Genomic DNA, 25,714 nt, shown 5'->3' with positions numbered 1-25,714 from the left:
CTCGGTGCCGAAGGACCTGGCCAGCCGGCAGATGTGCTGCGCCATGCATCTGCGTCCGCCGCTGGCGGCGCAGGTGTTGCTGCTGTACAGCCTCGACAACCCGAAGGCGTGGTGTCCCTCTTTCGGGGTGGACGCGGTTGCGCTGGTGCGCCACGCCCAGGCGGCCGACACCCATTGGCGGAAGCTGTACGACGCGGTGGCGATGACGCGCTACGCGTTACTCGGTCTGGTCGGGCTGGGCATCCTCCTCCTCTGGCGGGACGGGCCGGTGACGGCGTTGCTCACGCTGCCGCTCATCGCCGTGGCGTGCGGGGTCGGGTGGCGCACCACCTTCCTCAGTCTCCAGGAGACCCGCACGGCGGCGATCGACACGATGGCGGAGGAGAAGGTGCTGGCCGCCCAGGCGTCAGAGCTCGATTCCGAGTTGGAGGACGAGCTCGCCGCCCTGCAGGACGCCAACATGATCGTCTTCGAGGTTGTCGCGGGCAACCCGTTCGTCGGCAGCGGCACCGAGATCGGCCGCTGGGCCCTGCCACCCATCGACGTCAGTCGCGGTCGAGAAAAGAACCGAGACGGTACGCGACCACCCGCGACCTTCACCATCCGCGACCTGCACGACGATCTGATCCGGCTCGCCCGGTCACGGCTCGGGCTCAGCGACATCGAGGTCACCAAGCGGATCTACGTGCGGGGGGACGTGCTGCCGGACTGTGAGGGGTTGTTCCACCCCGACGAGGTGCGCCCGCCGTCCCGACTGGAAACGTCCTGGGTTGATCTGGGCAGCGACGCGCCGGGGGAGCAGGCCAGGACGTACGTGTGCCTGGCGAAGAGTCTCGTCGGTGGCCAGATCGTCATCAACTTCTTCGCCCGCTACACCCTCGACCAGGGCATTCTGTCCTGCGAGTTCGCCGCCTTCGTGCTGCCACCCGTCCGTCGCGACCCCGCGCCCGCCACCGGCTTCTACGGCCTGTTCGGGGAGGATCTGAGCCCGCTTCACGGTCGCTCGACCACCTCGGCCCTCGCCCTCGCGGCGTGGCGCACCTACCTTGCCCAGCTGTTCCTGCGCTCGGACCGGGGCATCGACCTGGCCGAGGCGCACGAGGAACGGACGCAGCATCACTACGAGGCGCTCCAGGAGGGGCGACGCTACGACTACGGGGCGCCCTTCAGCGCCCGGGAGCTCGCGGCCAGCACGAGCATCGAGAGCTATTTCGAAGTCGCCGACGTGCGCGACTGTCTGTTGCGGATGCAGCGAGGAGTGATCGACTGTCTGGTGGCGTTCCTGACGGACAAGGGCATCGACACGTCCGAGATCGCCGCCGGAAAGCAGCGGATCATCAACAACATCACCAACATCGGAGAGGTGTCCGGCCGGGGCAACATCTTCGGAAACCACGGACGCATGACGAATGTCGATCGCGACGACCAGACGGACTGATCGGTTGATGTCCCGCAGGTCCGGCCAGCGGGCGACCCGGAAGGACGAGTCAGTGAGTCAGTTCAACTTCAGCGGCGACATCAACGGTGAGGCGAACGTCTTCGGTGACCACGCGCAGGTGCACAACCGGAGCAACGACTTCAGTCGAGGCTCGGACCTTTCCGGGCTCGTCGCCGCCCTGGTCGACGAGGTCGCGAAGCACCGGACGGAGGTCCGCGAGGCCGAACGGCTGACCCAGTTGGCGAGCACGGCAGCGGCGTACGCCGCCGAGCCACGCCCCAACGTGGAGGGCATCCGCAGCCTGCTACCGGCCCTGCTGGCAGGTGCCGGAACGGTGACCGCCGTCGCCGACGCCGTGCTGCGCGTCTCCCAGGCCGTCAACAGCCTGTAGCGGATGTGAACGCCGCCCTGGCGGCCCGACACCTGACGACCGTCTGGCCCTTCGCGCACGGCCGGTTTCCCGACAGCGTTCGCGGCCTCAACGGCGTACCGTCCCGGTCCAAACAGGGAGGAGGGAGCCGGATGAGTTTCCTACGGCAGGCAGAGCGGTCCCCGGACACCGAGCGGATGTTCGACACCGACACGAAGGCGATGGGCTACCTGCCCAACTACACCAGGTTGTTCGCCCACAACCCGGCGGCGTATCTGGCATGGCAGCAGCTCAACGGCGCGGTGAAGGACGGGATGGAGCTGCGCCGCTATGAGTTGGTGACCCTCGCTGCGGCCCGCGCCCTGAAATCCTCCTACTGCGGCCTGGCACATGGGAAGTTTCTGCGCGACAAGTTCTTCGACGCGCCGACTGTCGCCGCCATCGCGTCGGACCACGGCAGCGCCGGTCTCTCGGCGCAGGAGGTCGCAGTCGTCAACTTCGCCGGGAAGGTCGCGGCCGATGCGACCTCCGTCACCGAGGCCGACGTCGCGGGCCTGCGTGCTCACGGTCTCGATGACACGGATGTCTTCCGCGTCATCCTCGCCGTCGGCGCCAGATGTTTCTTCAGCACCGTCCTCAGCGCGGCCGGGGCTGAGCCCGATCCGCAGTATCAGGAGAGCCTGGACGCGGATCTGCGGCAGGCGCTGAGCTTCGGCGGTTAGACCCAGCGAGACGCACCCTGCCCGGGGTTGACGCAGCGGGTGCGGGAGCGCGGCGAAGGCCGACGAGTTGGACATATATCTCGCGTTTGGCGGTCGCGTTGCCTCGGCGGTTGAGGATGTAGCCGGTCAGCCAGATCCAACCCTCGTACGTCGGCTGGTCGCAGACCGAGACGACGCGGAAGGTCAGCGCGCGATCCCCGGCGAACTGCACCGATGCTCGGCCGTCGACGATGAGCAGGTCGCCGGGGGAGGGGCGCGCGGTCACCAGTGGCCGGAGTTGTGGTGGTGCTCCTGGGCCGGCGGGCACTCTCGCGCGTGCATGGTCTGCCAGTCGCGCAGCGCCCGCTTGATCCGGTCGTTCTCCTGGCTGAGCAGCCGTACCGTCTCGTTGGTCATGGCCAGCTCGTCGGCCACCCGGGCCTGGAACTCGCGTACCTCATCGGGGTCGACGCCGCGCCGGCACGCGGCGAACTCGCGGGTCCGCACCTCGTGCGGCGTCAACCGGCCTGGGTAGCCGGCGGGGTAGGGCTGGCCACCTCGATACACCTGAGCCACGGCGGTCCTCTCTGGGGGCAGGCGGGAGCGCGGAAGGTCCGTGCGGTGGGTCGGGAAGGGCGGGCCGTCCGCGCGAGGGCCGCGGACGACCCGCCCGCTCCGCCGCCGCAGCCCCATTCGGCGGTACGACAGCAGAGCAGTCCGATGGGTCGGGACGGGCACACGCACCCGCCCCGACCAGGGGATGAGCCGAACTCGTTGCCACGCGAGGAGCAGCTCTTGCATAACCATATATGCCTAAGTTGCGCGTCGCAACGCATAGTTGTCTCGCCGGTGCGTGTCGTGATCAAATTGGCGTGCCACGCAAGGAGTGCCATGCCACAGACACCGGACTACATCCGGATCTCGGACGAGATCATCGGGGACCTGCGCAGCGGGAAGGTCAAGCCAGGGGACAAGCTGCCCTCGATCGCTGACATGTCTGATCGCTTCGACGTCAGTTCATCAACCATCCAGATGGTCTACGTCCGTCTGGAAGCGTTGCGGGTGATCCGGAGGCATCAGGGCAAGGGCATCTTCGTGACCGACCCGAAGACCTGGATGCGGGAGCCACGGTAGCGAGCCCGGCGCGGAGCCGCGCCTCGCGGGGTACCGACGCGGTACCGAGTCCGCGCGCTCAGGTGACGCCGGTGCGGGCGGCGAAGCTGCGGAGCCCGGGCAACGCCTGACGGCGGTCGGCGCTGAGCAGCGCGCCGGTGAGCTGCTGAGCCCACGGTCGGTAGCGCACCTCCTGCGGCGCCGTCTGCTCGGCGGCGAGCAGCGCCCGGTACGCCTGCGCGTGCGCACCGCGCCCGAACAGGGCCAACGCGACGTCTTCCCAGTACCGCGCCCGCCGCTCCACATTGCCCAGCCGATCGGGGCGCAGTGCGCGGGCGTATTCGACCGCCGCACCGAAGTCACCCAGTCTTCGGGCGACACTGATCTTGTAGAGCGCGACGTCGACCTCCGCGAAACCGCCGCCCGCTTCGGTCCGCCGGCTGGCCTCGTCGGCTTCGGCCAGCAGCTCCCAAGCGGTGTCCCGACGGTCCGAGAGAGCTGCCGTGTATGCCGCTGTCGCCAGCAGCCGCCCGTACGCGCAGCTCTGCTCAACCGAGGTCAAGCCGGTCCCTGCGTCGAGGGCCTGGGCGGCGCTGACCGCCGTCTGTTCTGCGCGGGCTCGGTGCCGGGAGCGTCGCAGCACGATCGCGGAGATCCGCTCCGTCTCTGCGGTCAGCAGTGGGTCGTCCGCTTCGCGCGCCGCCTGGCGGGAACGGTCCATGGCCGACCACGCCATGCCGTCCTCGTGCAGCTTGATGAGCACCTGCGTTGCCAGATGATAGGTCTCGGTCAGGGCGCTGGCCGCCGTCGACCGATCATCAACGCCGGCGGTGACGCGCGCAGCCGTTGCCATCGACACCAGGCCCGAGAGCCGTGACGATAATCGGGCGTACCGGCAGGCGTGGAAGTCGGACCAGGCGGTCCCGAGCGCCGCGCGTACCGACGCTGTGCCAACGGGGCCGGTCGGGGGCGGTGCGTTCCCCAGTAGAGCGTCCTCCAGGCTGCTGACGACTCGGCCCGGCACCGCGGCCGGTCCGTCATCCGTCCCGGGAATGGCAGCGCCCACGAGGCCTGCCAGGCCGCCGAGCACGTCACGTCGTCGCACCGGACCATCTCCCGCCTCGCGCGATGGCTCTTCACCGTGCACCCTATCCAGTGAGCCACCGAGACGGTTGAATGTCGGGCTGCCTCCTCCTGCGAGTCCGAACAGCTCCGGCGGAATGTCGAATATCTCAGCGAGGCGACGCAACACCGTGACGTCTGTCAGCGGCTGGCGGCCACGCTCGATCCGGGAGAGGGTCGCTGCCGAGTATCCGCAGCGCTGACCGGCTTCCGCGAGGGTGAGCCGAGCAGCGGTACGGGCTACCCGCAGCAGCACACCGAAGTCTCCCGTGGAGGCCGCTTGCCTGGCCTCCGGTAGCTCGTACCAGCGACGGTCCGCGCCCATGGCGGCCTCCAGTCGGCCCCGATGTTGCCTCTGTCGACTGTGTTGCGTGAATGACGTCTCACGCAAGGCCGTTTCGCAATATGACAGGCCGAGTGCTTGCACACGCACACCAATGCTGTGCTGAACGTGATCGAACGCTACTCGTTGGGAGTCGTGATGGATGAGTCGGAGAAGCCGGCGCGAGATGATCTGTCGTCAAACGTGGTGGGCCGCGCCCTGGCTATCGGTGCGTCGGCCACTGCGGTGCTTCTGGTGGTCGCGTTGAACGGTCCTGAAGGCACGGCAACCGCTGCGGTCGCCGCGGTTGGAGCCATCGTCACTGCGCTGGTCGGCCTCGCCGCCAGCCACTCTCGTCGCGATGACCAACAGTGACACCGGCGACCTCTGCGCCCGGACCGCTGACCGCCTACGTTTCCTCTACCTGGTCGACCGGTGCTCGTCGGCCGGACCACCACTGTCGGCGCGGCCGTGGGGTGGCGGGAGTAGCCGTCGTGGTCTTTTCCGCCGGTGCGGTGCCGTTCAGGTTTGCCAGGGTCAGGTGCCGGCGTGGCCGCTGGGCCGCCCGAAGGTCGTTGAACCAACGGACGAACGTGCCGATGAAGATGCCGTCCGGGTCGTTGATGATGTAGATGCCGGTCAGTTCGACGATGTCCTCGCGCGGCCGCCCGTCGACGTGTTGGTGCATCTGCCAGATCAGCCGGCCTCCGTATTTTCCGTCTGCGGCGTTCTGGACGAGGACGAAACAGGTCGGGTATTTGCCGAGCACCGCCTCCAGCACCGCTTCCTTGCCCTGCTGGCCGGCTTTGACGATTTCCCGATAGTGCGCCAGGTAGTTCTCTGCCACGAGCTCCGCGATCGATTCGTCGGGGTGGCGCTCCAGACGGGCCATGTCGAAGTGCGAAAGCTGCACGATGCGGTGGTAGGCGACCTTGCCGAGCTTCCGGTTGAGTGATTCGAGGTAGCGCAGGCTGTGGTCTTTCACGTGAGCGTCGCCCGGTTGGACGCCGACTTCCACGAATGAGTTGACCGCGTAGATGCGGGAGTCGCCGTCCTCGTTCGCCGACTCGATGACCATCCGCGCGGCCGCGTAGAGGGCCCGCGCCTTCTCGTCGCGCTCCGGCGAGTGCTGGCCGGGATCCAGCGGATAGTACTGAATGGAGAGGCCGGCGCGTCGGGTCAACTCCTCGACGCTGCCGCGTAGTGAGGCGAGGATGGCGATCGCCACGATGAGGATGAAGATGAGCACCACGGTGAGCCACGTTGATTGGGTGATGGCCTTGTCGGCGACGTTCTGACCCAGCTGTCCCACCAGCGCCTGACCGAGCACCGCGAGCGTGAACGCGATCCCAGCGGTGAGCACGGCGACAAGTGGACTCTTTCGGAAGAACAGCCAGGTCCTGCGCATCAGCCCACCCGTCCTGGAGTTGTTTTCTCGGGCGTTGCGCCGACCGAGCCGCCCACCGTCCCATTTCGATGTTTGCACGCCGATCAAGGCGTCGAGAATGACAAAAATCTGACAACCGATTGCGCGCTGGGCCGCCTCAACCTGGCAGGTCACCACCGGTGTCGAGGCCACTCGGTCGGGGTGTGACGGTCGGTGTCGCGAACTGACCCTGCTGCGGGCGGCGGCGCTGGGCCAGCAGTTCGTCGATCCACCGGACGGCGTCCCGCTGTCTGCTGAGCAGGTGCTGGCGCGCGGTGGCCAGGTCCGGGTCGCCGCCGGCCACCGCCAGGTGGTCATCCAGGATCGCCACCCACCGGCGGCTGAGCTCTTCGGCGTACCGCGCCTGCCGCAGGTGCTCTTCGAGGCGGCATTCGAGGTTGACCAGCCGATCGATCTGTGGCTGAACCGCTCGTCTGATGTGCTCGTCGAGCCGGACGGCGACGTCCGGCGCGCAGCTGACCTCAAGGTCGCCGCGCTGGTAGCGCCAGGGGCCCTGCGCGGCGAGCGTCTGCTGCAGGTGCATCTCCAGCTCCGCCGCGCGGTGGGGGGCCAACTCCCGGGCGGCGTCGGCGGCGAGCCGGGTCAGCCGCTGGATCGCCTGCGGCATGAAGTAGTCGGCGTACCAGGTCAGCACCTCGGCGCGCAGGCTGACCGTCGACGACCAGGCGAACGTCGCGCGGATGTGGAAGGAGTACACGTAACCCTGGGCGGGCACCACGATCTGCCGGGGCGCGGTGCGCTGCTCGACGAGCGGGCCGGACGGTGTCGCGGGCGCGGCCAATCCGACCGGCTCCTCGTCCTGCAGGGCCGCCACCAGTCGGTCCCAGTTGCGCGCCCACCACCGCCAACTGCGGACGCTCGTGTCCCGGGTGGCGGTGAGGCTGCGGATTGCCCAGTGCCGCCGCGGCTCCGCCGGTCTCGGCCTGCCGTCGGGGGCGTCGGCCATACCACCCCTCCCTGGTCACGGATTCGCGTCCCACGCTAACAACGGGTAACCGATCTGGTCGCCGCCACGCCGACGTGACGCCGTGGCGAAGCGGTCACGCCCATTCAGGCCCGGGGGTACGACGGGGCCGGGCCTCCGGAGGGGAGAGGGTCGTCCGGGGTTCACCGAGCATTGTGGCGACGTTGGGGCGGCAGGGGCTGTCGCCGTCGACCGGCAACAATGAGACTGGTCCTGGTCCGACAATCACGCGGATCGATGGATCGGATGGTCTGGAGGCAGCCTGTGTCCACCCTCGTGTCCCCGCTGGCCACGCTCGGCGCGATCCGCCGGCGTACCACCAGCGTCGCCCTGCTCCTCGCCATGGTCGCCGCCGCGCTGGTCGGCCCGTCCGTGGTCGCCCCCCGGTTGACCGACTCGGCGTCGGCGGCGGTCTACAGCTCCTGCACCATGAGCCGCTGCGCGGACGCCCGCACCGCCCGCTCGGGCTGGTCCGCCAAGGGGTTCCCGACCAGCCGTGGCTGGTATTCCTGGAGCGGGGGGAAGTCCAACTTCGCCGGTGGCCAGTTCTACAACTACGAGGGTCAACTGCCCACCAACGCCACCTACTACGAGTACGACGTCTACCCGCGGACCCAGGGCGCCGCCCGGGACGCGTACCGGATCGTGGTGAACCGCAGCACCGGGGTCACCTGGTTCTCGCCCAACCACTACACGGACTTCTACCGGCTCTGACCGACTCGGGGCCGGCCCGTCGACCCACACCGCCCGCCCGGCCCCGCCCCCGCGCCCGCCCGGCCCAGCGGTTTCGATGCCTGACCACCGGGAGGCACGTGATGGCCGACGAGGACGACGGGCGGTGGCCCGACTGGTTGACCGTGTGCTGTGACAAGGCGCCAAACGTGTGGGGCGCAGTGGTGCTGGCCGGCGCGGCGACCCGGACCCGGCCCGCGCTCTTCGCCGCGATGGCCGAGGCACTGGCCCTGCCGGCCCACCTGGGGAGCACCTGGGACGCCCTCGCCGACGCTCTGCGGGACCGACTGGACGCCGGCCCGCTCACCCTGCTGGTCGGCGACGCCGGTCAGCTGCTCGTCGACGAGCCGGCGGGTCAGTACGCTCTGCTACTCACCGTGCTCGGCGACCTCGCCACGACCGCACCGCACCCGCTGCGCGTCGTCCTCCACGAAGTCCCGCCCGCCTGACCGCGCTCCGGGCCTGCGGTGAACCAGCTGCCGGTCGTAGGGCCGGCCCGACGACCCACACCCCCGACATCCGTCCTTTGCTCTGCACCCGCGGGCGCGACACGCACGCTCTGTAGCTGGTGCATGGGCGGGTGCAGAGCAAAGGACGCGCATGAGGCAGGTGAGGTGAGGGAGCGAGGCGCGGTGGGGTGGGGCGCGGTGGGGCCGGTCAGTGTGTTGCGGGCGGGATGCTCTGCTCGTACTGGAAGACGTTGTGCGGGTCGTACTTCGCCTTGATCTTGCGCAGTCGGGGGAAGTTGCGCCCCCAGTAGGCCTTCTCCCACTCGGCCATGCCGATGTTCGGCACGTTGACGTAGGCGCCGTCCACATAGGGGCGCAGCGCCTGGCTGAACTCGGCGATCCAGGTCTGCGCGATCGGGGTGACGGCGTCGTCGCTGTCGGGCTCGCCTCGGGTGCCCCAGCCGACGCCGGGCTCGGAGTAGAAGAGCGCGTCGCGGTGCGGGAAGGCCGCGCCGCCGAACGGCTCCTGCCGCTGCGCCCCGCGGCCGAAGGCCTGGGTGAAGAAGTTGCTGTCGGGAGAGGGTGCCTTCTCCATGAACGCCTTGACGATGCTGACCGCCTTCTCCGGGAACGGTTCCCGGGTGAACTGGGAGAAGAACTTCCACTTCGCCGGCTCGTCCTCGTTGGGGATCTGGAAGCCGGCGTAGACGTCGCCCCAGCCGCCGGTCTGCACGGTGACAGTGGGGTTGCCGATCGACAGGATCGGCGCCAGCAGCTTCCTGGCCTCTGCCTCGGAGCCCTCCGCGAGCACCGCGAACAGCAGGATCTCATCCGGGTGGACCTCGACCTGGCTGCCGAGCCGGGGGTCGGTGAACGGTGCGAGGCGTTGCCAGGCGTCGAAGACCTCGTGCAGGTCGCCGAGACCGGGCCAGGTCACCTGCAGGTAGGCGACGCTGGTCAGCGGAGCGACCTGGTAGGTCAGCGAGGTGACGATCCCGAAGTTGCCGTTGCCCGCGCCGCGCAGCGCCCAGAGCAGGTCCGGGTAATTCCACGGGTCCACCTCGAGCACCTTCGCCCCGTCGGCGCCCGCCGCCACGACGATCTCCGCGCCGATCAGGTTGTCGCAGGCCATCCCGAGGTAGCGGGTGAGGAAGCCGAAGCCGCCGCCGAGGGTGGCCCCGGAGAGGCCCACGGTCCCCTCCGTGCCGGTCGTCGCGGCGAGGTCGTGCTCCCCGAGGGCGGTCACCGCCTCCGACTGGTTGAGCCCCGCGCCGAGCTTCGCCGTGCGGCTGGCGGTGTCGATGTGGACGTCCTTCAGCTCACTGACGTCGATCACGATGCCGTTGTCGACGTTCGACCAGCCTTCCAAGTTGTGCCGGCCACTGCGTACCCGCAGCGCGACGTCGTGCTGCCGCGCCCAGGTGAGCGCGTTGACCACGTCCTGGGTCTCCTGAGCGAAGACGATGACCAGCGGATAGTGCACGAACAGCTCGTCCCAGCCGAGGCTGGCCTGCGCGTAGTCGGGGCTCTGCGGGCGGACGATACGGCCGGTCAGCTGCGCCGGCGGGTACTTCGTGTCCGCGGGCCACCCGGGACCGTCGGCCGCGTTCGCCGAGCTGCCAGCGATCACGCTCGGGATGGCGACCGCTCCGGCGCCGACGGCTGTGGCCCTGAGCAGATCACGACGGGAAAGGTCGCGCATGATCCGAATCCTCTCGATTGGTGGCGCGCCCGAAAGATGAACCACGAGGGGAGATATCGCTCATCTGGCGCAAACCAACCGTAATGCCCGAGGTTTCCCGGCAGACCTGAGAACTTGTCACGGAACCCGGTCGGGTGATCAGGGGGACGGGTCAGTTCGGCGCGGGCTGGTCCAGGATGGCGCTGAACCGCTCCTCGGCCAGGTCGAGCTGGCCGAAGATGTGCCGCTTCACCGCCAGCGACAACGGGGTGTCCGGTCGGCCGATCAGGTCCCGGAAGAGCGGCACCAGCGGGCGGTACTTCCGGGCCGACGAGATCACCTTCGGCCCCACCGTGTGGATCACGCCCACCCCGTTGTCGGTGAAGTCCGACACCTTGATCACCCGGGCCCAGGGCTCCCGCTCCAGGCTGACCGCCAGGTGCTCCCGGTACTGCGCGTTGCGGTCCCGCTCGGGGTCGTACACCGGATTGGTGACCGCGGCGACCAGCGTGGCCACCCGTGGCCCGAACCGCCCGGCGAGCGCGGCCAGCGCGGCCCAGGTCGGGTCGGCCCCCGGGTCACCGTCGGCCAGTTCCGCCGGATGGTCCTCGACAGCGTCGTGCAGCAGGCCGGCGACGATCACGTCCACGTCCCGCACCTGGTAGTGGTGCATCAACCGGATTGCCACCCGCAGCAGGTGGTTGAGGTACGGCTCGCGGACGCGTCGATCGTCGCGGTGCAGGTCGGCGGCGAGGTCGAGCGCGGCGGTCAACCGCGCCCGGGCAGCGTCGTCGAACTGCTGGACCTCCAACCGGAAACGTTCCAGCAGGCCCGGTTCGCCGTGGATCTCGGTGATCGCGTGCATCGGCATGCTGCCCAGGTGCGGCGGGAATTCCATGCGTCACTTATAGCCGATCTTCTCCGCATCGATGAGCCCCTAAGTCGCCGACCCGACCGCGAGTTGCCCGCGCGCCGAGCCGCTCAGATGGGCAGCCGGTCGGCGCCGGCGAGCGGGCCCACCAGGACGGGGACCAGCGGTGCTGGCAGGACGGGGTCGCGGCGCAGGGTGGGCGTCCAGCCCGCGTCCCCGGCCAGGTCGGGGTCATGGGCCGCGTTGTACGCCGCCAGCAGGTCGACAGGTCGCGCCACGCCACCGCCCTGGCGCACCCAGGAACCCCGCTCGGTCAACGCGGTGCCACCCCAGTCGTAGAGCAGGTCGGCCGGGTCCACCGGGGCGTCCAGTGCGAAGAAGTTGTTCTGCGCGTAGATCGCCGACTGGACACCCACGCCGAGCGCGTACTGAAAGTCGTCGCCACCGAGCCGGTAGTGGTTGTTGTAGACGTCGACCTGCCCGAAACGCACCCGGGGCAGTCGTTGCAGGACACCGTCGAAGAGGTTGTGGTGCAGGGTGACCCGCAGCCGGCCCACGTCCGGGCCCACAGTGTTGGACGATCCGATCAACAGCAGCTTGTCCCGACCGGAGAAGCGGTTCCAGGAGGCGGTGACCAGGCTCGCGGTGTGGGTGACGTCCAGCGACCCGTCGTGCACCTGGTAGGGCCGACCGAAGTACACCGGCTGGGCGCTGTCCGGGTTGTCACCGTCGGTGAAGGTGTTGTGGTCGACCCAGACGTTCTCGCTGCGGCGTACCGAGATCTGGTCGTACTGGCTGTTCCAGTTGCCGGCCTCGCCGTCGGTCGGTGACCAGGCCGGGAAGCAGTCCCGGGCGTCGACGAGGGTGAGGTTACGGACGATCACGTTCGACGCCCGGTCGATCATGAGGGTGAGCCCGGTCAGCCGTGCCCCGCGCAGCCCGACGATCGTGGTGTTCGGGCCGACGTTGATCTGGGTCTGCCGGGTCTGGTTGGCCACCGAACGCACCCGCGCCTCCTCCAGCGGCCCACTCGGCGTCACCCGACCCCACACCGCCGGGTCGTACGCGGCCAGGTAGGCGTCCAACCGGTACCCCGGGTCGGCCAGGTCGGCGCAGTCCAGGGTGGTGCCGTCCGGCCCTTCGAAGCCGTCGATGGTGCCGTCGACGTAGATCAGCTTCGGGGTGGCGTCGGTGGCGTTGCTGGCGTTGTCGCCACCCAACGCGGCGACCAGTTCGGCCCGGTTGTGGACCACCCGGCTCCGCTGGGGGGTGGCCGCCGAGCCGCCGGTGGTGCCCGGTCCGTCGGCCGCCCAGCCGTCCCGCGCGGGCAGCGCCTGCCGGCCGAGGTGCCGGGCCGTCCAGGAGAGCCGGTCGGCGGACGGGACGTCCGGGCTCGCCACGGCGACGGCCGGGGCGGCACCGAGGAGGACGGCGATCACGGTGGCGCCGCCGAGGATTCTGCGCATCGGCTCTCTCCGTTCGTTGTGGTGGAGGTCTATCCCGCCAGCTCGGCGCGGTACGCGGCGGACGCCCACGGCACCGCCAACTCGCTCGGCAGCGCCCCCCGCTCAGCCGACCGGCGCAACACGTCGACGACGCCCCGCAGGTGGCGGACCCGCTGCCCGCCCTCGCCGAGGGTGGTCACGAGATCGCCGTCGAGCAGCCGGGGCTCCGGCGCCGGCCGCAGCGCGTCCAGCAGCGCGGTGAACGGCGCGGTACGGGCCAGCGGCGCGATCAGCGGCACGCCCACCGGATCGACCCGATGGGCGAGCAGGTTCTCCAGCAGCCCCAGCCGCCCCGGCACCCGGCGGGTCACCACGTCCCCGGGCAGGCGCAACCGGTCGGTCGGGTACTCCAGCACCGCCTGCCCGGTCGTCCCGGTCACCACCACCTCGCCCGCCACGAACTCCTCCGCGGCCAGGGTCACCGCCACCAGCACCGGCGGCCCGACCCGGAACCGGACCCGCAGCACGGCGGTGTCCTCCACCTCGATCGGGCGGACCCGGTAGCGTTCCACCTCGATCGCGACCGGCCAGGGCGTCGCCCCGGCGAGCGCCTCGGCGATCGCCAGGCACTGCATCACCGCGTGCGCGAGCGGGTTGGCGAGCGCGCCGTCCAGCACCGGCCGGCCGTTCAGACTCCGGCGACCGGCCCAGGGGGAGCGGGCGTAGTAGGCGTCCGGCCGTTGCCAGGCGGCGATGGTGGAGATGCCGGTGACAGTGCCCAACCGGCCGGCGGCCAGCGCGTCGGTCAACGCGGTGAGCGCCGCCGAGCCGAGCGCCTGGAAACCGACCTGGGCCACCCGGCCGGCGGCGGTGAGCGCCCAGGCCAACTCCTCGTGCTCGGCCAGCGACAGCACCGGAGGTTTCTCCAGCAGCAGGTCCGCACCGGTGGCCAGGGCGTCGCGGGCGATCGTCAGGTGGGTGTGCGGCGGCGTGCAGATCACCACCACGTCCGGCCGGGTGGCGGCGAGCATCGCCCGGTGGTCGGTGAACACCGCCACCCCGGGCGGCACCGGGGCGGCCGGGTCGTCCTCCACCGGTCGTACGTCGACCAGGGCGACCAACCGCAGCCGACCGGCGTCGTGCAGGGGCGCGATCACCCGCCGGTGCCACCGACCGTGCCCGTTCGCCCCGATCACCGCCACCCGGGGCGGCGTCGCCCCGCTCACCGCCGACCGGCCGGTGTCGACCCGGTCACCGGGCACCGGCCAGGGTGGCCTCGACGCCGTGCCGTTGCAACGCGGTCAGCCAGGCGACCACGTCGGCGCGCACGTCGTCGTCCTCGGCCACCTCCGCCGGGATGACCTCGCGCAACGCGAAGACCGCGTCGACCGCGCCCGCCGGGGTCTGCACCCCGTCGTCCAGCGCGGCCCGGATCGGCCCGGCCAGGGGGTCCTGCAACGGCAACGGCCGGCCATCGTCGGCGTACCCCTGCGCGAAGCGCAACCAGGACGCCACGACCAGCGCGCCCCAGCGCGCGGACCGCCCGGTCGCGCGCAGGTCCGCGATGGTGTGCAGGACGCGCTGCGGCAGCTTCTGTGAGCCGTCGATCGCCACCTGCAGGGTGCGGTGGTGGATCGCCGGGTTGCCGAACCGGGCCAGGGCCTGCTCGCCGTAGTCGACCACCCGGACCCCGTCCGGCGGGGTGAAGCTGGCCGCCACGTCCTCGGCGATCAGCCGGCGCAGCACGTCGCGCAGGTGCGGGATCTCCAGCGCGTCGGCGATCGTCTCCCGACCGGCCAACGCCCCGAGGTACGCGATGGCCGAGTGCACACCGTTGAGGGTGCGCAGCTTCAGCCGCTCCCACGGGCCGGCGTCGTCGGTGAGCACCGCCCCGGCGAACTCCCAACCGGGCCGCCCACCGGGGAAGTCGTCCTCGATCACCCACTGCGCGTACGGTTCGGCGGCCACCGCGGCCAGGTCGGTCACGCCGAGCGCCCGACGGGCCGCCTCGATCGTGCCCGGGGTGCTGGCCGGCACGATCCGGTCCACCATGGTGCCCGGGCAGGTGACGTTGCCGGCCACCCACTCGACCAGCCCGGCGGGCACCCCGGCCGCCCGGCCGACCGCCTGGTCGAGCATGCCGCGCAGCCGTCGACCGTTGGCCGGCAGATTGTCACAGCTCACCACTGCCACCGGCCCGGCGTCCGCGGCGGCCCGGGCGGCCAGCCCGCGCAGCAGCAGACCCGGAACCGTGCTCGGCGGGCCGCCGCCGGCCAGGTCCGCGGCGAGCGCCGAGTCCGGGGACAGCTGGCCGGTCACCGGGTCGAGCTGGTACGCCTTCTCGGTGACGGTCAGGGTCACCACGCGTACCGCCGGGTCGGCGAGCAGCGCCACCACCGCGTCCGGGTCGCTGGGTGCGTGCCGCACGCCGCTCAGCGCGCCCACCACCTGGGTGGTGCTGCCGGCGGCGGAGAGGGTGCTGACGCTGAACAGGTTGTCCTGCGCGGCGAGCGCCTCGACCAGCGCGGTGCTGCGCGGGGCGACGGCCACGATGCCCCAGTCGCCGCCGGCCGCGCCGACCGCCGCCTCGGTGAAGACGGCCTGGTGCGCCCGGTGGAACGCGCCGAGCCCCAGGTGCACGACGCCGGTCGGCACGGTGCCCGGCCGGATCAGGGGTCGGGCCTCGGCGGGCAGTCGGCGCAGCGCACCCAGGCCGAGGCGGGAGGCGCCGACGGTCACCGCCATGCCGGACCGTCCGGGAAGCGGAACTGCGCGATCGACGTGGGCTTCATGGTGGCGCTGTAACCGGGCCGCTCGGGCAGCAGGTAGCGGCCGCCGCGGGTCCGCACCGGGTCGACGAAGTGTTCGTGCAGGTGGTCGACGTACTCGATCATCCGACCGTCCAGCCCGGTGCCCACCCGCAGGTAGTCGAAGATCGCCAGGTGCTGGACGTACTCGCAGAGGCCCACCCCGCCGGCGTGCGGGCAGACCGGGACGCCGAACTTCGCCGCCAGCAGCAGCTCGGCCAGGACCTCGTTGACGCCACCGACCCGGCAGGCGTCGACCTGCATCACGCCGATCGCCTCGGCCTGGAGCAACTGTTTGAAGATCACCCGGTTGGCGGCCACCTCACCGGTGGCGACCCGGCAGCGCCCGCCGGTCAGCTCGTGCACCGCGCGGGCGATCCGGGCGTGCCCGAGGATGTCGTCGGCGTGGGTGGGCTCCTCGATCCAGTACGGGTCGACCTCGGCCAGCGCCGCCATCGCGGTGATCGCCTCGTCGACGTCCCAGACCTGGTTGGCGTCCATCATCAACAGCGCGTCCGGGCCGATCTCCTCCCGGATGATCCGGGCCCGCCGCAGGTCGTCGGCGAGCGGGCCGCCGACCTTCATCTTCATCGCCCGCCAACCGTCGGCGTACGCCTGCCGGGTCAGCGCCCGCACCTTGTCGTCGGGGTAGCCGAGCCACCCGACCGACGTGGTGTACGACGGGAAGCCGTCCCGTTCCAGCGTCGCCAGGCGGTCGGCCAGCCCGTCGCGCCCTTTGTCGAGGATCGCCGCCGCGTCGTCGGGGGTGAGCGCGTCGCTGATGTGCTTGAAGTCGATGCTGGCCACGAGCTCGTCGGTGGGCAGCTCGGCGAGGAAACGCCACATCGGCTTGCCGGCCACTGTGGCCCGCAGGTCCCACACCGCGTTGACCAGCGCGCCGGTCGCCATGTGGATGACGCCCTTCTCCGGGCCCAGCCAGCGCAGCTGCACGTCGGCGCTGAGCGAGCGCCAGAACGCCACCGGCTCGGCGGTGATCTCCTCGATGGTGCGCCCCCGCACGTGGTGGGCCAGCGCCCGCACCGCCGCGCAGGTGATCTCGTTGCCCCGGCCGTTGGTGAAGGTGAACCCGGCGCCGGTCGGGCCGGTGTCGGTGCCCAGCTCGACGTACGTCGCCGAGTAGTCACCCCGGTTGATCGCGTCGGAGCCGTCGCCCCGGGCGGCGGTCGGGAACCGCACGTCGTGCACCTCGATGGAGGTGATGGTGACGGTCACTGCGCCTGCCCTTCGTTCGCGACTGCGGGGCTCCGCTGCGCTGCACTCCTCGCGCTCACTGGTGACCCCCTTTGAAGTTGAAGACCCGCCTGGGCAGCCGGTACGCCAGGTCGACGATGGTCTCGGCCGCCTCGTCCATCGGCAACCGGTGCTCGGCGACGAGGCGGGCCAGGAAGCCGGCGTCGACCCGACGGGCCACGTCGTGGCGGACCGGGATGGAGCAGAACGCCCGGGTGTCGTCGACGAAGCCGGCGGTGTTGTAGAACCCGGCGGTCTCGGTGACCGTCTCCCGGAACCGGCGCAGCACCTCGGGGGAGTCCAGGAACCACCAGGGCGCGCCGAGCAGCAGTGCGGCGTACCCGCCCGCGAGGGGCGCCAGTTCGCGGGTGAAGGTGTCCTCGTCGAGGGTGTAGAGGACCACCCGCAGCCGGGGGTCGTTGCCGTAGCGCTCCAGCAGCGGGGCGAGCGCGTGCACGTACTCGGTGGCCTGCGGGATGTCGCCGCCGACGTCACGGCCGTGCCGGGCGTGCAACCACCGGTTGTGGTTGCGCACCGCGCCGGGGTGCAGCTGCATGACCAGGCCGTCGTCGAGCGACATCCGGGCGAACTCCACGAGCATGTGCGCCCGGAACGCCTCCGCGTCGGCGGCGTCGGCCTCGCCGCGCCGACCCCGGTCGTAGAGCCGCTCGGCCTCGGCCGGGGTGAGGTCCAGGGTGCGCGCGGTGGGGTGGCCGTGGTCGGAGGAGGTCGCGCCGGCGGCGATGAACGCGGCGCGCCGGGCCCGCAGCGCGGCCAGGTAGCCGGTGTACGTGCCGGTGTCCTCGCCGGCCCGGTCGCCGAGCCGGTCCAGGTTCGTCGACCAGCCCTCGAACTCCATGTCCACCACGTCGTCGGGGCGGAACGTGGTGACCACCCGGCCGCCCGGCCCGCCCCACCCGTCGGCGGCGAGCTTGGCGTGCGCGGCGAGGTCGTCCAGCGGCGACTCGGTGGTCGCCAGGACCTCGATGCCGAACCGCTCGAACAGCGCCCGGGGCCGGAAGTCCGGCTCGGCGAGCCGGGCCGCGATCTCGTCGTAGACGGCGTCGGCGGTGGCCGGGCCGAACACGGTGTGCACCCCGAACACGGTGCGGAAGGTCTGCTCCAGCCAGAGCCGCGACGGGGTGCCCCGGAACAGGTGCCAGTGCGCGGCGAAGCGTCGCCAGATGACCCGGCCGTCGGCCTCCACCGGGCTGCCGTCGCGGGTGGGCACCCCCAGCTCCGCCGGGGGTACGCCCTGACTGAGCAGCATCCGGGTCAGGTAGTGGTCGGGCACGATGAGCAGCCGCGCCGGGTCCGGGAAGGGGCGGTCCTCGGCCAGCAGGGCCGGGTCGACGTGCCCGTGCGGCGAGATGATGGGTTGTTCCGCCGCCAGGGCGTACAGCTCCCGGGCCAGCGCCCGTTGGCCCGGCTCGGGCGGCAGGAGCAGGTCGGTGTGGTCGAGCGTGGGCACGGGGTGCGGCTCCTCGTCTGCGGTGTCAGCGGGGGGTGAGCAGGTCGGCGACGCGAACGGGTTGACCGGTCTCGAATGACCGGTTCGCGGCCAGCCCGGTGAGCAGGGCCAACGCGCCGTCGTCGGCGGTCGCGGCGCGGCCCAGCGGGTCGGGTTGACCGCCGAGGAGCACCCCGGTCATCCGGGCGTCCGCGCCACCGTGCCCGTGCCGACTGCGGCCCTCCACCGGGATCTGCCGGGGCGGGGCCCAGAACGGGCGCACCGTCAGCGTCGCACCCCCGCCCTCGGGCGGCGCCTCGGCGCCGTGCAGGGCCGCGCCCTTGACCGCGCCGGCGGTGCCCCGGTCGACGAAGTCGTTCTCGGCCACGTCCAGCTCCAGCCGGCCCCGGCTGCCGTTGACCATCACCCGGTAGCCCTCCCAGGGCGCGTACGCGGTGAGGTGGTAGGTCATGGTGGCGCCGGTGGAGTAGCGGGCCAGCACCGCCATGTCGTCCTCGATGCTCACGCCGGGCGCGAAGACGTTGCGGTCGCGCTGGTAGCCGTCCTCGGCCTCGGCGTCGAGGTACAGCTCACGCAACCGGGGGTGCGCGTCCAGGCGCAGCGCGAACGGGTCGTCGGCGGCGGCGGGGGAGCCGTGCGCCCGGTCGTAGTCGCGGGCGTAGCCGTGCCGGCGGCCCTCCTCGCCGTAGAAGAAGAGCCGGCCGGCCGCGTACACCTCGACGGGGGTGGCGGCCAGCCACCAGTTGACCAGGTCGAAGTGGTGGCTGGCCTTGTGCACCATCAGCCCACCGGAGGTGGCCTTGTCGCGGTGCCAGCGGCGGAAGTAGTCGGCGCCGTGGCGGACGTCCAGCAGCCACTCGAAGTGCACCGAGCCGATCTCGCCGACCGTGCCCTCGGCGAGCAGCCGCCGAACCTGTTCGTGCAGCGGGTTGTAGCGGTAGTTGAACGCGACGGTCACCCGGCCGCCGGTCTCGGTCACCGTGTCCAGGATGCGCCGGCAGCGTGCCGCGTCCACTGTCATCGGCTTCTCGGTGACGACGTCCCGGCCGGCGCGCAGCGCGGCCACCGCGTACTCGTCGTGGGTGACGTCCACGCTGGTGACCAGGACGACGTCGACACGCTCCTTGTCCAACATGGCCGGGAAGTCACCGGCCCGGTACGTGGGCACCGGGCGGTGGCCCAGCTCGGTTAGCCAGCGGTTGTGCGCGTCCATCCGGGCCTGGTTGGTGTCGGCGAAGGCGACCAGCTCGGTGGTGTCGGCGTGGTCGAGCACCAGCGCCCGGACGAACATCTCCGCCCGCGCGCCGGTGCCCACGACGGCGTACCGGACCCGTCCGGCGGCTCTCGGTGACATGAGGTGCGCCTCCCGTGCTGCTGCAAAGGTTTGCAATGAAGTAATCACGATCGATCCGATCGCGTCAACGACGGCGACGGGATCGGCGTTGTATGTCAGGTTTTGTGCGGCGGTAGCTCACCAAGGGGAGCGTGGGTGCAACAAAGCCGTAATCATTGACCGTTGACACTGGCGCAACCGTTTGCATTAATGGGCCACACCCGTGACCGCCACCACATCGGACGAAGGGGCCGCCGTGCCAGTCACCATCCGGGACGTCGCCCGGGCGTCGGGTGTGCACATCTCCACCGTGTCCCGCACCTTCTCCGCGCCACACCTGGTCAACCCGGAGACCCGGGTCCGGGTGCTGGCGTGCGCGGAGGATCTGGGCTACCGACCGAACCGGGCCGCCCGGGCACTGATCACCGGGCGGACGCACAACATCGGGCTGATCATCGCGGACATCGCGAACCCGTTCTTCCCACCGCTGATCAAGGCGGCGGAGAGTCAGGCCCGGCACCGCGACTACCACGTCTTCGTGGCCGACACCAACGAGGACCCGACCGCCGAGGAAGAGCTGGTCCACGCGCTGGCCAAGCAGGTCGACGGGGTGCTGCTGTGCAGCCCCCGGATGAGCAACAGCCTGATCGAACAGCTCAGCCGCGAGGTGCCACTGGTCGTGGTGAACCGCCAGGTGACCGGCCTGCCCTGCGTGCTGATGGACGTCGGTCAGGGTGCCCGCTCGGCGATCGAGCACCTGGTCGGCCTGGGGCACCGCAGCATCGCGCTGCTCGGTGGCCCGCGCAGCTCGTGGACCAACCGGGAGATGCGCCGTGCCGCCAGCGCGGCCGCCCGCGCCGGTGGCGCCGAGCTGACCGTGCTCGGCCCCAACGCGCCCACCGAGGTCGGCGGCTCGGCCATCGCCGAGCAGGTGCGACGCAGCGGCGTGTCGGCGGTGCTCGCCTACAACGACCTGATGGCGATCGGCCTGATCGAAGGGCTGGACGCGCTCGGGGTCCGGGTGCCGCAGGAGGTGAGCGTCGTCGGGGTCGACGACATCACCCTGAGCCGGCTCACCCGACCCAAGCTGACGACGGTGGCCACACCCACCGGGGCCGCCGGCCGGACGGCCGTCGACATGCTGCTGCAACAGGACATCGAATCACCGCGCGGTGCGCGGGGGTCCGGTGCCGGCACGGCGCTCGGCGTCCGTCGTACCACCGCACAGGTAATGCTCCAGACCGACCTGGTCATCCGCGACTCGACCGGCCCGGGCCCGTACGCCCGGCCGGCACGTCCCCTGGCCGCGCCGCGTGGCCCGGACCCGCATTGCCCTGCGGGCCCGGGCACCCCGACCGCGGCCACCGGTGACGCCGTCGCCTCCTAATGCCGAGGAGTGAGCGCACATGCACCCCGCAACGCCCCCCACCACTGGCACGCCCGTCGGGCGCGCCCACCGTACCCCGCTGCCCCGGCGGCGACTCCTGCGTGGCCTGCTCGCCGTGACGGTCGCCGCACCGCTGATGTTCGGCGCCGCCGCCTGCGGAGACGACGGCGGCGCCGCCGACCCGAACGCGCCGGTCAAGCTGTCCATCTTCTGGTGGGGCGGCGACGCCCGGGCCAAGCTGACCGAGGACGCGCTGGCCCTCTACACCCAGAAGCACCCCAACGTGACCTTCGAGAAGACCTGGCAGGCCAACCAGGGCTACTTCGACAAGCTGGCCACGCTCACCGCCGGTGGCAACCCGCCGGACCTGTTCCAGATCGACGACAACTACCTCGCCGAGTACGCGGCCCGCAACACCACGCTGGACCTGACCCCGTACCAGGAGTCCGGAAAGCTGGACACCTCCAAGTTCCCCAAGAGCCTCTGGCAGTACGGCGTCGTCGACGGCAAGCTCGCCGGCCTGGCCGCCGGGGAGAACACCCAGGGGCTGGTCTACAACAAGACGCTGCTGGCCAAGCACAACCTGCCCGAGCCGACCACCGGGATGACCTGGGAGCAGCACATCGCCTGGGCCGAGCAGGTCACCGCCAAGACGAAGGTGCCCGGCACCCAGGACCCGAGCGCCGACTACAAGGCGCTCTGGGTCTGGCTGCGTCAGCAGGGCAAGGACCTCTACAAGGGCAAGGAGTTGGGCTTCACCGCCGAGGACGTCACCAAGTGGTTCGACCTGTGGAAGGGCGCCCGGGACCGCAAGGCCACCCCGACCGCCGACGTCATCCACGAGGGCAACTCCAGCGACGTCACCAAGCAGTTGGTGGTCACCGGCAAGTCGGCGACCTCCTGGGTCTGGGCCAACCAGATGCCGGATCTGAAGAAGAACACCAAGGACGAGCTGGGCGTGATCGCCTACCCCGGTGACCCCAGCGCCCAGTGGGCCCGGGCGTCGATGTACTGGTCGGTGTTCAAGGGCAGCAAGAACAAGGACGTCGCGGTCGACGTGATCAACTTCCTGAACAACGACGTGGCGGCGGTCAAGCTGCTTGGCACCGACCGTGGCCTGCCGTCCAACCTGGACCTGCGCCGGGTGGTCAGCGACGACACCACCGACCCGGCCATGAAGCAGTCCATCGCCGTCGAGGCGGAGCTGACCCAGAAGTTCGGCGAGTCGCCGCAGGTCCCGATCAAGGGCCACAGCAAGGTGAAGTCCGAACTGATCAAGGCCGCCGAGAACGCGCAGTACGGCCGGGCCACCCCCGCCGAAGCCGCCGCCCAGTTCATCGAGGCGTGCAAGTCCGCCATCGCCTGACCGCCCCCGAGGCGAGGAGAGGAGCCGTTCGTGGCGTTGACCACGGCGCCCGACCCGACCCGACGCGGCCCCGGATCCGCCCGGGCCCACCCGCAGAGGCGTGGGCCCGGGCGCTTCCGGCACAGCGAAGGTCTGGCGGGGTACGTCTTCCTGTCGCCGTGGCTCATCGGTCTGATGGGTGTCACGGCGATCCCCATGCTGCTGTCGCTCTACCTGAGCTTCACCAACTACGACATCCTCACCCCCTTCTCCGAGGTGGAGTGGGTGGGGCTGGCCAACTACGAGCGGATGTTCACCGCCGACCCGTCGTACTGGCACGCGGTGCGGGTGACGCTGACCTTCGCGCTGATCGCCGTACCGCTGAAGCTGGCCGCGGCGCTCGGCGTGGCGCTGCTGCTCAACCGCGCCTGGCGCGGCGTCGGGCTGTTCCGGGGGTTGTTCTACCTGCCGTCCCTGCTCGGCGGCAGCGTGGCGCTGGCCATCGTCTGGGTCAACATGTTCAACCGCGACGGCGCGTTCAACTCGCTGCTGAGCCTCTTCGGCATCACCGGCAAGCCGTGGGTGAACGACCCCGACTGGGCCCTGGAGACGCTGATGGTGCTGGCCATCTGGCAGTTCGGCGCACCGATGGTGATCTTCCTGGCCGGGCTCAAGCAGGTGCCCACCGAGCTGTACGAGGCCGCCTCGGTCGACGGGGCCGGCCGGCTCCGCCAGTTCCGCGACGTCACCCTGCCGATGCTCTCCCCGGTCATCTTCTTCAACCTGGTGCTGGAGACCATCAACGGCTTCCAGGGCTTCACCGCCGCGTTCGTGCTCAGCAACGGCACCGGCGGCCCGGTCGACTCCACCCTGATGTACACGCTGAACCTGTACATCACCGGCTTCACCGACCTCAACATGGGCTACGCCTCGGCGATGGCCTGGGTCTTCCTGATCGCCATCGCGGTCATCACCGCGGTCTTCTTCAGCACCGGACGGTTCTGGGTGCACTACTCCGACGGGGAGGACCGGTGATGGTGGCGGTGACCCCGACGACCGCAGCACCGCCGACCGCGCGCCGACGACCCGGCGGACGCCCGGTGCTGCGACTGCTGATCCTGCTGGCGATCGTCGCCGTGGTGCTCTACCCGCTGATCTGGATGGTGGGCACCTCGCTGAAGTCCCAGGAGGAGATCGTCAACAACGTCGGGCTGCTGCCCGAGCGGTTCAGCCCGGGCAACTACACCGCCGGGTGGTCCAACTTCGACGTCAGCTTCGGCCGGTTCTTCCTCAACAGCACGATGGTCAGCCTGCTCACCGTCGTCGGCAACGGGCTGTCCTGCCTGCTGGCCGCGTACGCCTTCGCCCGGCTGCGGTTCCGGCTGCGCGGCATGTGGTTCGCCGTCATGATCGGTACGCTGCTGCTGCCCCAGCACGTGCTGATCGTTCCGCAGTACATCCTGTTCCGCACCCTCGGGCTGGTCGGCGGCGACTGGCCGTACCTGCCGCTGCTCATCCCGCAGTTCCTGGCCACCGAGGCGTTCTTCGTCTTCCTCATGGTGCAGTTCATGCGCGGCGTGCCCCGGGAACTGGACGAGGCGGCCCGCATCGACGGTGCCGGCCCGTTCGGCATCTTCCGGCACATCATCCTGCCGCTGAGCCGCCCCGCGTTGGTCACCACGGCGATCTTCTCGTTCATCTGGACCTGGAACGACTTCTTCCGCCAGTTGGTCTTCCTGTCCCAACTGGAGGACTACACGGTCCCGGTCGCGTTGACCCTGTTCATCGACTCGACGAGCCAGAGCGCTGTCGGTCCGATGTTCGCCATGTCGGTGCTGTCGCTGCTGCCGGTCTTCCTGTTCTTCGTCGCGTTCCAACGGATGCTCGTCGAGGGGATCAACACCAGTGGCATCAAGGGCTGAACCGACATCGCGGGCCGAACCCGCCGAACCCGACGACACCGCCGGGCGGCGGGACTGGCGCGACGTCGCCCGCGACGCCGCGGACCTCGCGCTGCTGGGCATCCTGCTCATCCTCGCGGCGGCACCAGTGCTCACCGCCGCCTCGGCGGCCGGCACGGCCAGCGCGGCGGTGCACGACTGGATGCGGACCGGCAGTTGGCCGTCGGCGCGTACGACGGTGCGCCGGTTCGGCCGCGCGGTACTGCCCGGTGTGCCGGTCAGCCTGCTCGGGCTCGGCGGCGCCGTGCTGCTCGCCGCCGACCTGGCGGCACTGGCCACCGGCCGGGTGCCGGGCGGCCCGGCGGCTCTGCTGGTGACCGCGCTGATCGCGGCCGGCCTGGCCGGGTACGCCGGGCTGGTCGTCGTCGAGGTGGGCGGCAACGGGGGCGGGCGGTGGCGGGCCTCGGCCCGCCGCGCCGCCCGCGCCTGCCTCGACGCGCCCACCCGCTGGGCCGCGCTCACCGGGGTCGTCGCGCTGGCCGGGCTGCTCGCCGTCCTGGTCACCCCGGTCGCGGTGCCGATCCTCGCCGGCTACACGGTGGCCGCCCTGCACGCCGTCACCGCCCGCCGACCGGTCCCGGCCGTCGGTCCGCCGAGCCCCGCCGAGCCGGTGCCGGTCGCCGGCGTCGGGCGTGGGGGACTGCGATGACCGGGGTGGGGGAGTCGGTGCGGCTGACCGTCGGGGCCACCGACGTGGCCGAGTACGTGCTCGACCCGGCGCTGGACGCGCGGCACGGGCCCCGACCGTACCTGCACCCGGTCCGCACGCTCGGCGGAACGGTGGTCACCGACGCGCTCCCCGCCGACCACGTGTGGCACCTCGGCGCGTCCCTCGCCGTGCAGGACGTCAACGGCAGCAACCTCTGGGGCGGGCGCACCTACGTCCGCGACGTCGGCTACACCTGGCGTGACGACCACGGCGTCATCGCGCACACCGGCGAGGTGGAGCGCTGCCCGAGCCGGTACGCGCACGACCTCCAGTGGCGCGACCGGGCCGGCGCGGTGCTGCTGACCGAGCGGAGGTGGCTCACCGCGTCGGTGATCGCGCCGCACGCCTGGCGGCTCGATGTGGAGTCCGTCCTCGTCGCCCCGGACGACCGGGCGGTGCGCCTGGGCAGCCCGGCCACGAACGGTCGCCCCGGTGGGGCCGGCTACGGCGGGTTCTTCTGGCGGGCCGTCGCCGACGGTGAACCGGCGGTGTTCACCGCCGACGCGGCCGGGGAGCAGGCGGTCAACGGCAGTGCGGCGCCGTGGCTGGCGCTGACCGGGTCCGGGCCGGGCGGCGGGGCGTACACACTGGTCTTCGCGGGCCTCGGCGGCGGCGACAGGTGGTTCGTGCGGACCGCGATGTATCCGGGGGTCTGCGTGGCGTTCGCGTTCGACCGCCCGGCGGTGGTGCCGGCCGGTGGGAGCCGGCACGGCCGGTACCAGGTGTGGGTGGCCGACGGGACCCTCGACCAGAACGAGGTGAGGGCCCTGGTCACGCTGATGCCGTGAGCGCGGA

Annotated in this window: 25 protein-coding genes; 13 read left to right on the top strand and 12 right to left on the bottom strand. The window is 71.1% G+C overall.

Features of this window, described 5'->3' with window-relative positions; translation table 11 throughout:
• The first annotated feature begins 4 nt into the window (after positions 1 to 4).
• From QCZ28_RS07065 to QCZ28_RS07055, 3 genes are all read left to right on the top strand, one after another.
• Positions 5 to 1,438: a hypothetical protein gene (locus QCZ28_RS07065; protein WP_279515778.1), complete on the top strand. Its 1,434-nt coding sequence runs from the start codon at positions 5 to 7 to the stop codon at positions 1,436 to 1,438.
• A 52-nt stretch (positions 1,439 to 1,490) separates the two neighbouring features.
• Positions 1,491 to 1,829 carry a hypothetical protein gene (locus QCZ28_RS07060; RefSeq protein ID WP_279515777.1) on the top strand — a complete coding sequence of 113 codons (339 nt, stop codon included), beginning with the start codon at positions 1,491 to 1,493 and terminating at the stop codon, positions 1,827 to 1,829.
• A gap of 176 nt (positions 1,830 to 2,005) precedes the next feature.
• Positions 2,006 to 2,530, top strand: a complete 525-nt coding sequence (locus tag QCZ28_RS07055) for a carboxymuconolactone decarboxylase family protein (RefSeq protein WP_279515776.1) — start codon at positions 2,006 to 2,008, stop codon at positions 2,528 to 2,530.
• A 261-nt stretch (positions 2,531 to 2,791) separates the two neighbouring features.
• Here QCZ28_RS07055 and QCZ28_RS07050 read toward each other — a convergent pair whose 3' ends face one another.
• The gene (locus QCZ28_RS07050; protein ID WP_279515775.1) at positions 2,792 to 3,085 is read right to left on the bottom strand and encodes a DivIVA domain-containing protein; all 294 of its coding nucleotides are present in this window, start codon (positions 3,083 to 3,085) and stop codon (positions 2,792 to 2,794) included.
• A 315-nt stretch (positions 3,086 to 3,400) separates the two neighbouring features.
• Here QCZ28_RS07050 and QCZ28_RS07045 point away from each other — a divergent pair, with 315 nt between their 5' ends.
• Positions 3,401 to 3,643, top strand: a complete 243-nt coding sequence (locus QCZ28_RS07045) for a winged helix-turn-helix domain-containing protein (protein ID WP_030327471.1) — start codon at positions 3,401 to 3,403, stop codon at positions 3,641 to 3,643.
• Positions 3,644 to 3,701: 58 nt separating this feature from the next.
• Here QCZ28_RS07045 and QCZ28_RS07040 read toward each other — a convergent pair whose 3' ends face one another.
• The gene (locus QCZ28_RS07040) at positions 3,702 to 5,069 is read right to left on the bottom strand and encodes a helix-turn-helix transcriptional regulator (RefSeq protein ID WP_279515774.1); all 1,368 of its coding nucleotides are present in this window, start codon (positions 5,067 to 5,069) and stop codon (positions 3,702 to 3,704) included.
• Positions 5,070 to 5,186: 117 nt separating this feature from the next.
• On the opposite strand from QCZ28_RS07040, the gene QCZ28_RS07035 reads away from it, so the two are divergent.
• Positions 5,187 to 5,441: a hypothetical protein gene (locus tag QCZ28_RS07035; RefSeq protein ID WP_279515773.1), complete on the top strand. Its 255-nt coding sequence runs from the start codon at positions 5,187 to 5,189 to the stop codon at positions 5,439 to 5,441.
• A gap of 34 nt (positions 5,442 to 5,475) precedes the next feature.
• On the opposite strand, the gene QCZ28_RS07030 is transcribed toward QCZ28_RS07035, so the two are convergent.
• Together QCZ28_RS07030 and QCZ28_RS07025 are read right to left on the bottom strand one after the other, a co-directional pair.
• Complete coding sequence (locus tag QCZ28_RS07030) at positions 5,476 to 6,645, bottom strand: hypothetical protein (protein WP_279515772.1); 1,170 nt, start codon at positions 6,643 to 6,645, stop codon at positions 5,476 to 5,478.
• Positions 6,611 to 7,459, bottom strand: coding sequence for a hypothetical protein (locus tag QCZ28_RS07025; RefSeq protein WP_279515771.1), 849 nt, complete (start codon positions 7,457 to 7,459; stop codon positions 6,611 to 6,613). The genes QCZ28_RS07030 and QCZ28_RS07025 overlap by 35 nt, the downstream gene beginning before the upstream one ends.
• A 294-nt stretch (positions 7,460 to 7,753) precedes the next feature.
• On the opposite strand from QCZ28_RS07025, the gene QCZ28_RS07020 reads away from it, so the two are divergent.
• Together QCZ28_RS07020 and QCZ28_RS07015 are read left to right on the top strand one after the other, a co-directional pair.
• The gene (locus QCZ28_RS07020) at positions 7,754 to 8,191 is read left to right on the top strand and encodes a ribonuclease domain-containing protein (RefSeq protein ID WP_279515856.1); all 438 of its coding nucleotides are present in this window, start codon (positions 7,754 to 7,756) and stop codon (positions 8,189 to 8,191) included.
• Between the two features lie 101 nt (positions 8,192 to 8,292).
• Positions 8,293 to 8,658, top strand: a complete 366-nt coding sequence (locus QCZ28_RS07015) for a barstar family protein (RefSeq protein WP_279515770.1) — start codon at positions 8,293 to 8,295, stop codon at positions 8,656 to 8,658.
• Positions 8,659 to 8,866: 208 nt separating this feature from the next.
• On the opposite strand, the gene QCZ28_RS07010 is transcribed toward QCZ28_RS07015, so the two are convergent.
• From QCZ28_RS07010 to QCZ28_RS06975, 8 genes are all read right to left on the bottom strand, one after another.
• Positions 8,867 to 10,360: an FAD-binding oxidoreductase gene (locus tag QCZ28_RS07010; RefSeq protein WP_279515769.1), complete on the bottom strand. Its 1,494-nt coding sequence runs from the start codon at positions 10,358 to 10,360 to the stop codon at positions 8,867 to 8,869.
• A 151-nt stretch (positions 10,361 to 10,511) separates the two neighbouring features.
• Positions 10,512 to 11,237 (bottom strand): HD domain-containing protein, encoded by a 726-nt coding sequence (locus QCZ28_RS07005; RefSeq protein WP_279515768.1) that lies wholly within the window; start codon positions 11,235 to 11,237, stop codon positions 10,512 to 10,514.
• An 83-nt stretch (positions 11,238 to 11,320) separates the two neighbouring features.
• Positions 11,321 to 12,676, bottom strand: a complete 1,356-nt coding sequence (locus QCZ28_RS07000) for a pectate lyase (protein WP_279515767.1) — start codon at positions 12,674 to 12,676, stop codon at positions 11,321 to 11,323.
• Positions 12,677 to 12,705: 29 nt separating this feature from the next.
• A complete protein-coding gene (locus QCZ28_RS06995; RefSeq protein ID WP_279515766.1) occupies positions 12,706 to 13,917 on the bottom strand; it encodes a Gfo/Idh/MocA family oxidoreductase in 1,212 nt (403 codons plus the stop codon).
• Positions 13,907 to 15,400, bottom strand: coding sequence for a mannitol dehydrogenase family protein (locus QCZ28_RS06990; protein ID WP_279515765.1), 1,494 nt, complete (start codon positions 15,398 to 15,400; stop codon positions 13,907 to 13,909). Before QCZ28_RS06990 ends, QCZ28_RS06995 begins: the two co-directional genes overlap by 11 nt.
• A complete protein-coding gene (locus tag QCZ28_RS06985) occupies positions 15,391 to 16,695 on the bottom strand; it encodes an enolase C-terminal domain-like protein (protein WP_279515764.1) in 1,305 nt (434 codons plus the stop codon). The genes QCZ28_RS06990 and QCZ28_RS06985 overlap by 10 nt, the downstream gene beginning before the upstream one ends.
• Before the next feature lie 55 nt (positions 16,696 to 16,750).
• On the bottom strand, positions 16,751 to 18,184 hold the full coding sequence (gene uxaC / locus QCZ28_RS06980; RefSeq protein ID WP_279515763.1) for a glucuronate isomerase: 1,434 nt from the start codon (positions 18,182 to 18,184) through the stop codon (positions 16,751 to 16,753).
• Positions 18,185 to 18,209: 25 nt separating this feature from the next.
• Positions 18,210 to 19,538: a Gfo/Idh/MocA family oxidoreductase gene (locus tag QCZ28_RS06975; protein ID WP_279515762.1), complete on the bottom strand. Its 1,329-nt coding sequence runs from the start codon at positions 19,536 to 19,538 to the stop codon at positions 18,210 to 18,212.
• A 235-nt stretch (positions 19,539 to 19,773) separates the two neighbouring features.
• On the opposite strand from QCZ28_RS06975, the gene QCZ28_RS06970 reads away from it, so the two are divergent.
• The 6 genes from QCZ28_RS06970 to QCZ28_RS06945 are packed head-to-tail and all read left to right on the top strand — an operon-like array spanning position 19,774 to position 25,707.
• A complete protein-coding gene (locus QCZ28_RS06970; protein WP_279515761.1) occupies positions 19,774 to 20,904 on the top strand; it encodes a LacI family DNA-binding transcriptional regulator in 1,131 nt (376 codons plus the stop codon).
• 19 nt (positions 20,905 to 20,923) lie between these two features.
• Positions 20,924 to 22,270, top strand: a complete 1,347-nt coding sequence (locus tag QCZ28_RS06965; RefSeq protein WP_279515760.1) for an extracellular solute-binding protein — start codon at positions 20,924 to 20,926, stop codon at positions 22,268 to 22,270.
• Positions 22,271 to 22,300: 30 nt separating this feature from the next.
• Entirely contained in the window at positions 22,301 to 23,284 is a 984-nt protein-coding gene (locus QCZ28_RS06960) for a sugar ABC transporter permease (protein WP_030327490.1), read from the top strand.
• Positions 23,284 to 24,171 carry a carbohydrate ABC transporter permease gene (locus QCZ28_RS06955; RefSeq protein ID WP_279515759.1) on the top strand — a complete coding sequence of 296 codons (888 nt, stop codon included), beginning with the start codon at positions 23,284 to 23,286 and terminating at the stop codon, positions 24,169 to 24,171. Before QCZ28_RS06960 ends, QCZ28_RS06955 begins: the two co-directional genes overlap by 1 nt.
• Entirely contained in the window at positions 24,155 to 24,859 is a 705-nt protein-coding gene (locus tag QCZ28_RS06950; protein ID WP_279515758.1) for a hypothetical protein, read from the top strand. Before QCZ28_RS06955 ends, QCZ28_RS06950 begins: the two co-directional genes overlap by 17 nt.
• Positions 24,856 to 25,707, top strand: a complete 852-nt coding sequence (locus QCZ28_RS06945; protein WP_279515757.1) for a PmoA family protein — start codon at positions 24,856 to 24,858, stop codon at positions 25,705 to 25,707. The genes QCZ28_RS06950 and QCZ28_RS06945 overlap by 4 nt, the downstream gene beginning before the upstream one ends.
• Positions 25,708 to 25,714: the final 7 nt, after the last annotated feature.

Source organism: Micromonospora sp. DH14 (assembly GCF_029809455.1).
GTDB lineage: Bacteria > Actinomycetota > Actinomycetes > Mycobacteriales > Micromonosporaceae > Micromonospora > Micromonospora parva.
The sequence above is the reverse complement of the archived record's forward strand: the minus strand, read 5'-3'. Positions and strand labels throughout refer to the sequence as shown.

Coding starts and splice junctions, on each gene's coding strand:
- QCZ28_RS07055 (WP_279515776.1), top strand. CDS start 2,006: ATGTTCGACACCGACACGAAGGCGATGGGCTACCTGCCCAACTACACC.
- QCZ28_RS07045 (WP_030327471.1), top strand. CDS start 3,401: ATGCCACAGACACCGGACTACATCCGGATCTCGGACGAGATCATCGGG.
- QCZ28_RS07040 (WP_279515774.1), bottom strand. CDS start 5,069: ATGGGCGCGGACCGTCGCTGGTACGAGCTACCGGAGGCCAGGCAAGCG.
- QCZ28_RS07025 (WP_279515771.1), bottom strand. CDS start 7,459: ATGGCCGACGCCCCCGACGGCAGGCCGAGACCGGCGGAGCCGCGGCGG.
- QCZ28_RS07015 (WP_279515770.1), top strand. CDS start 8,293: ATGGCCGACGAGGACGACGGGCGGTGGCCCGACTGGTTGACCGTGTGC.
- QCZ28_RS07010 (WP_279515769.1), bottom strand. CDS start 10,360: ATGCGCGACCTTTCCCGTCGTGATCTGCTCAGGGCCACAGCCGTCGGC.
- QCZ28_RS07005 (WP_279515768.1), bottom strand. CDS start 11,237: ATGGAATTCCCGCCGCACCTGGGCAGCATGCCGATGCACGCGATCACC.
- QCZ28_RS07000 (WP_279515767.1), bottom strand. CDS start 12,676: ATGCGCAGAATCCTCGGCGGCGCCACCGTGATCGCCGTCCTCCTCGGT.
- QCZ28_RS06990 (WP_279515765.1), bottom strand. CDS start 15,400: ATGGCGGTGACCGTCGGCGCCTCCCGCCTCGGCCTGGGTGCGCTGCGC.
- QCZ28_RS06975 (WP_279515762.1), bottom strand. CDS start 19,538: ATGTCACCGAGAGCCGCCGGACGGGTCCGGTACGCCGTCGTGGGCACC.
- QCZ28_RS06965 (WP_279515760.1), top strand. CDS start 20,924: ATGCACCCCGCAACGCCCCCCACCACTGGCACGCCCGTCGGGCGCGCC.
- QCZ28_RS06955 (WP_279515759.1), top strand. CDS start 23,284: ATGGTGGCGGTGACCCCGACGACCGCAGCACCGCCGACCGCGCGCCGA.
- QCZ28_RS06945 (WP_279515757.1), top strand. CDS start 24,856: ATGACCGGGGTGGGGGAGTCGGTGCGGCTGACCGTCGGGGCCACCGAC.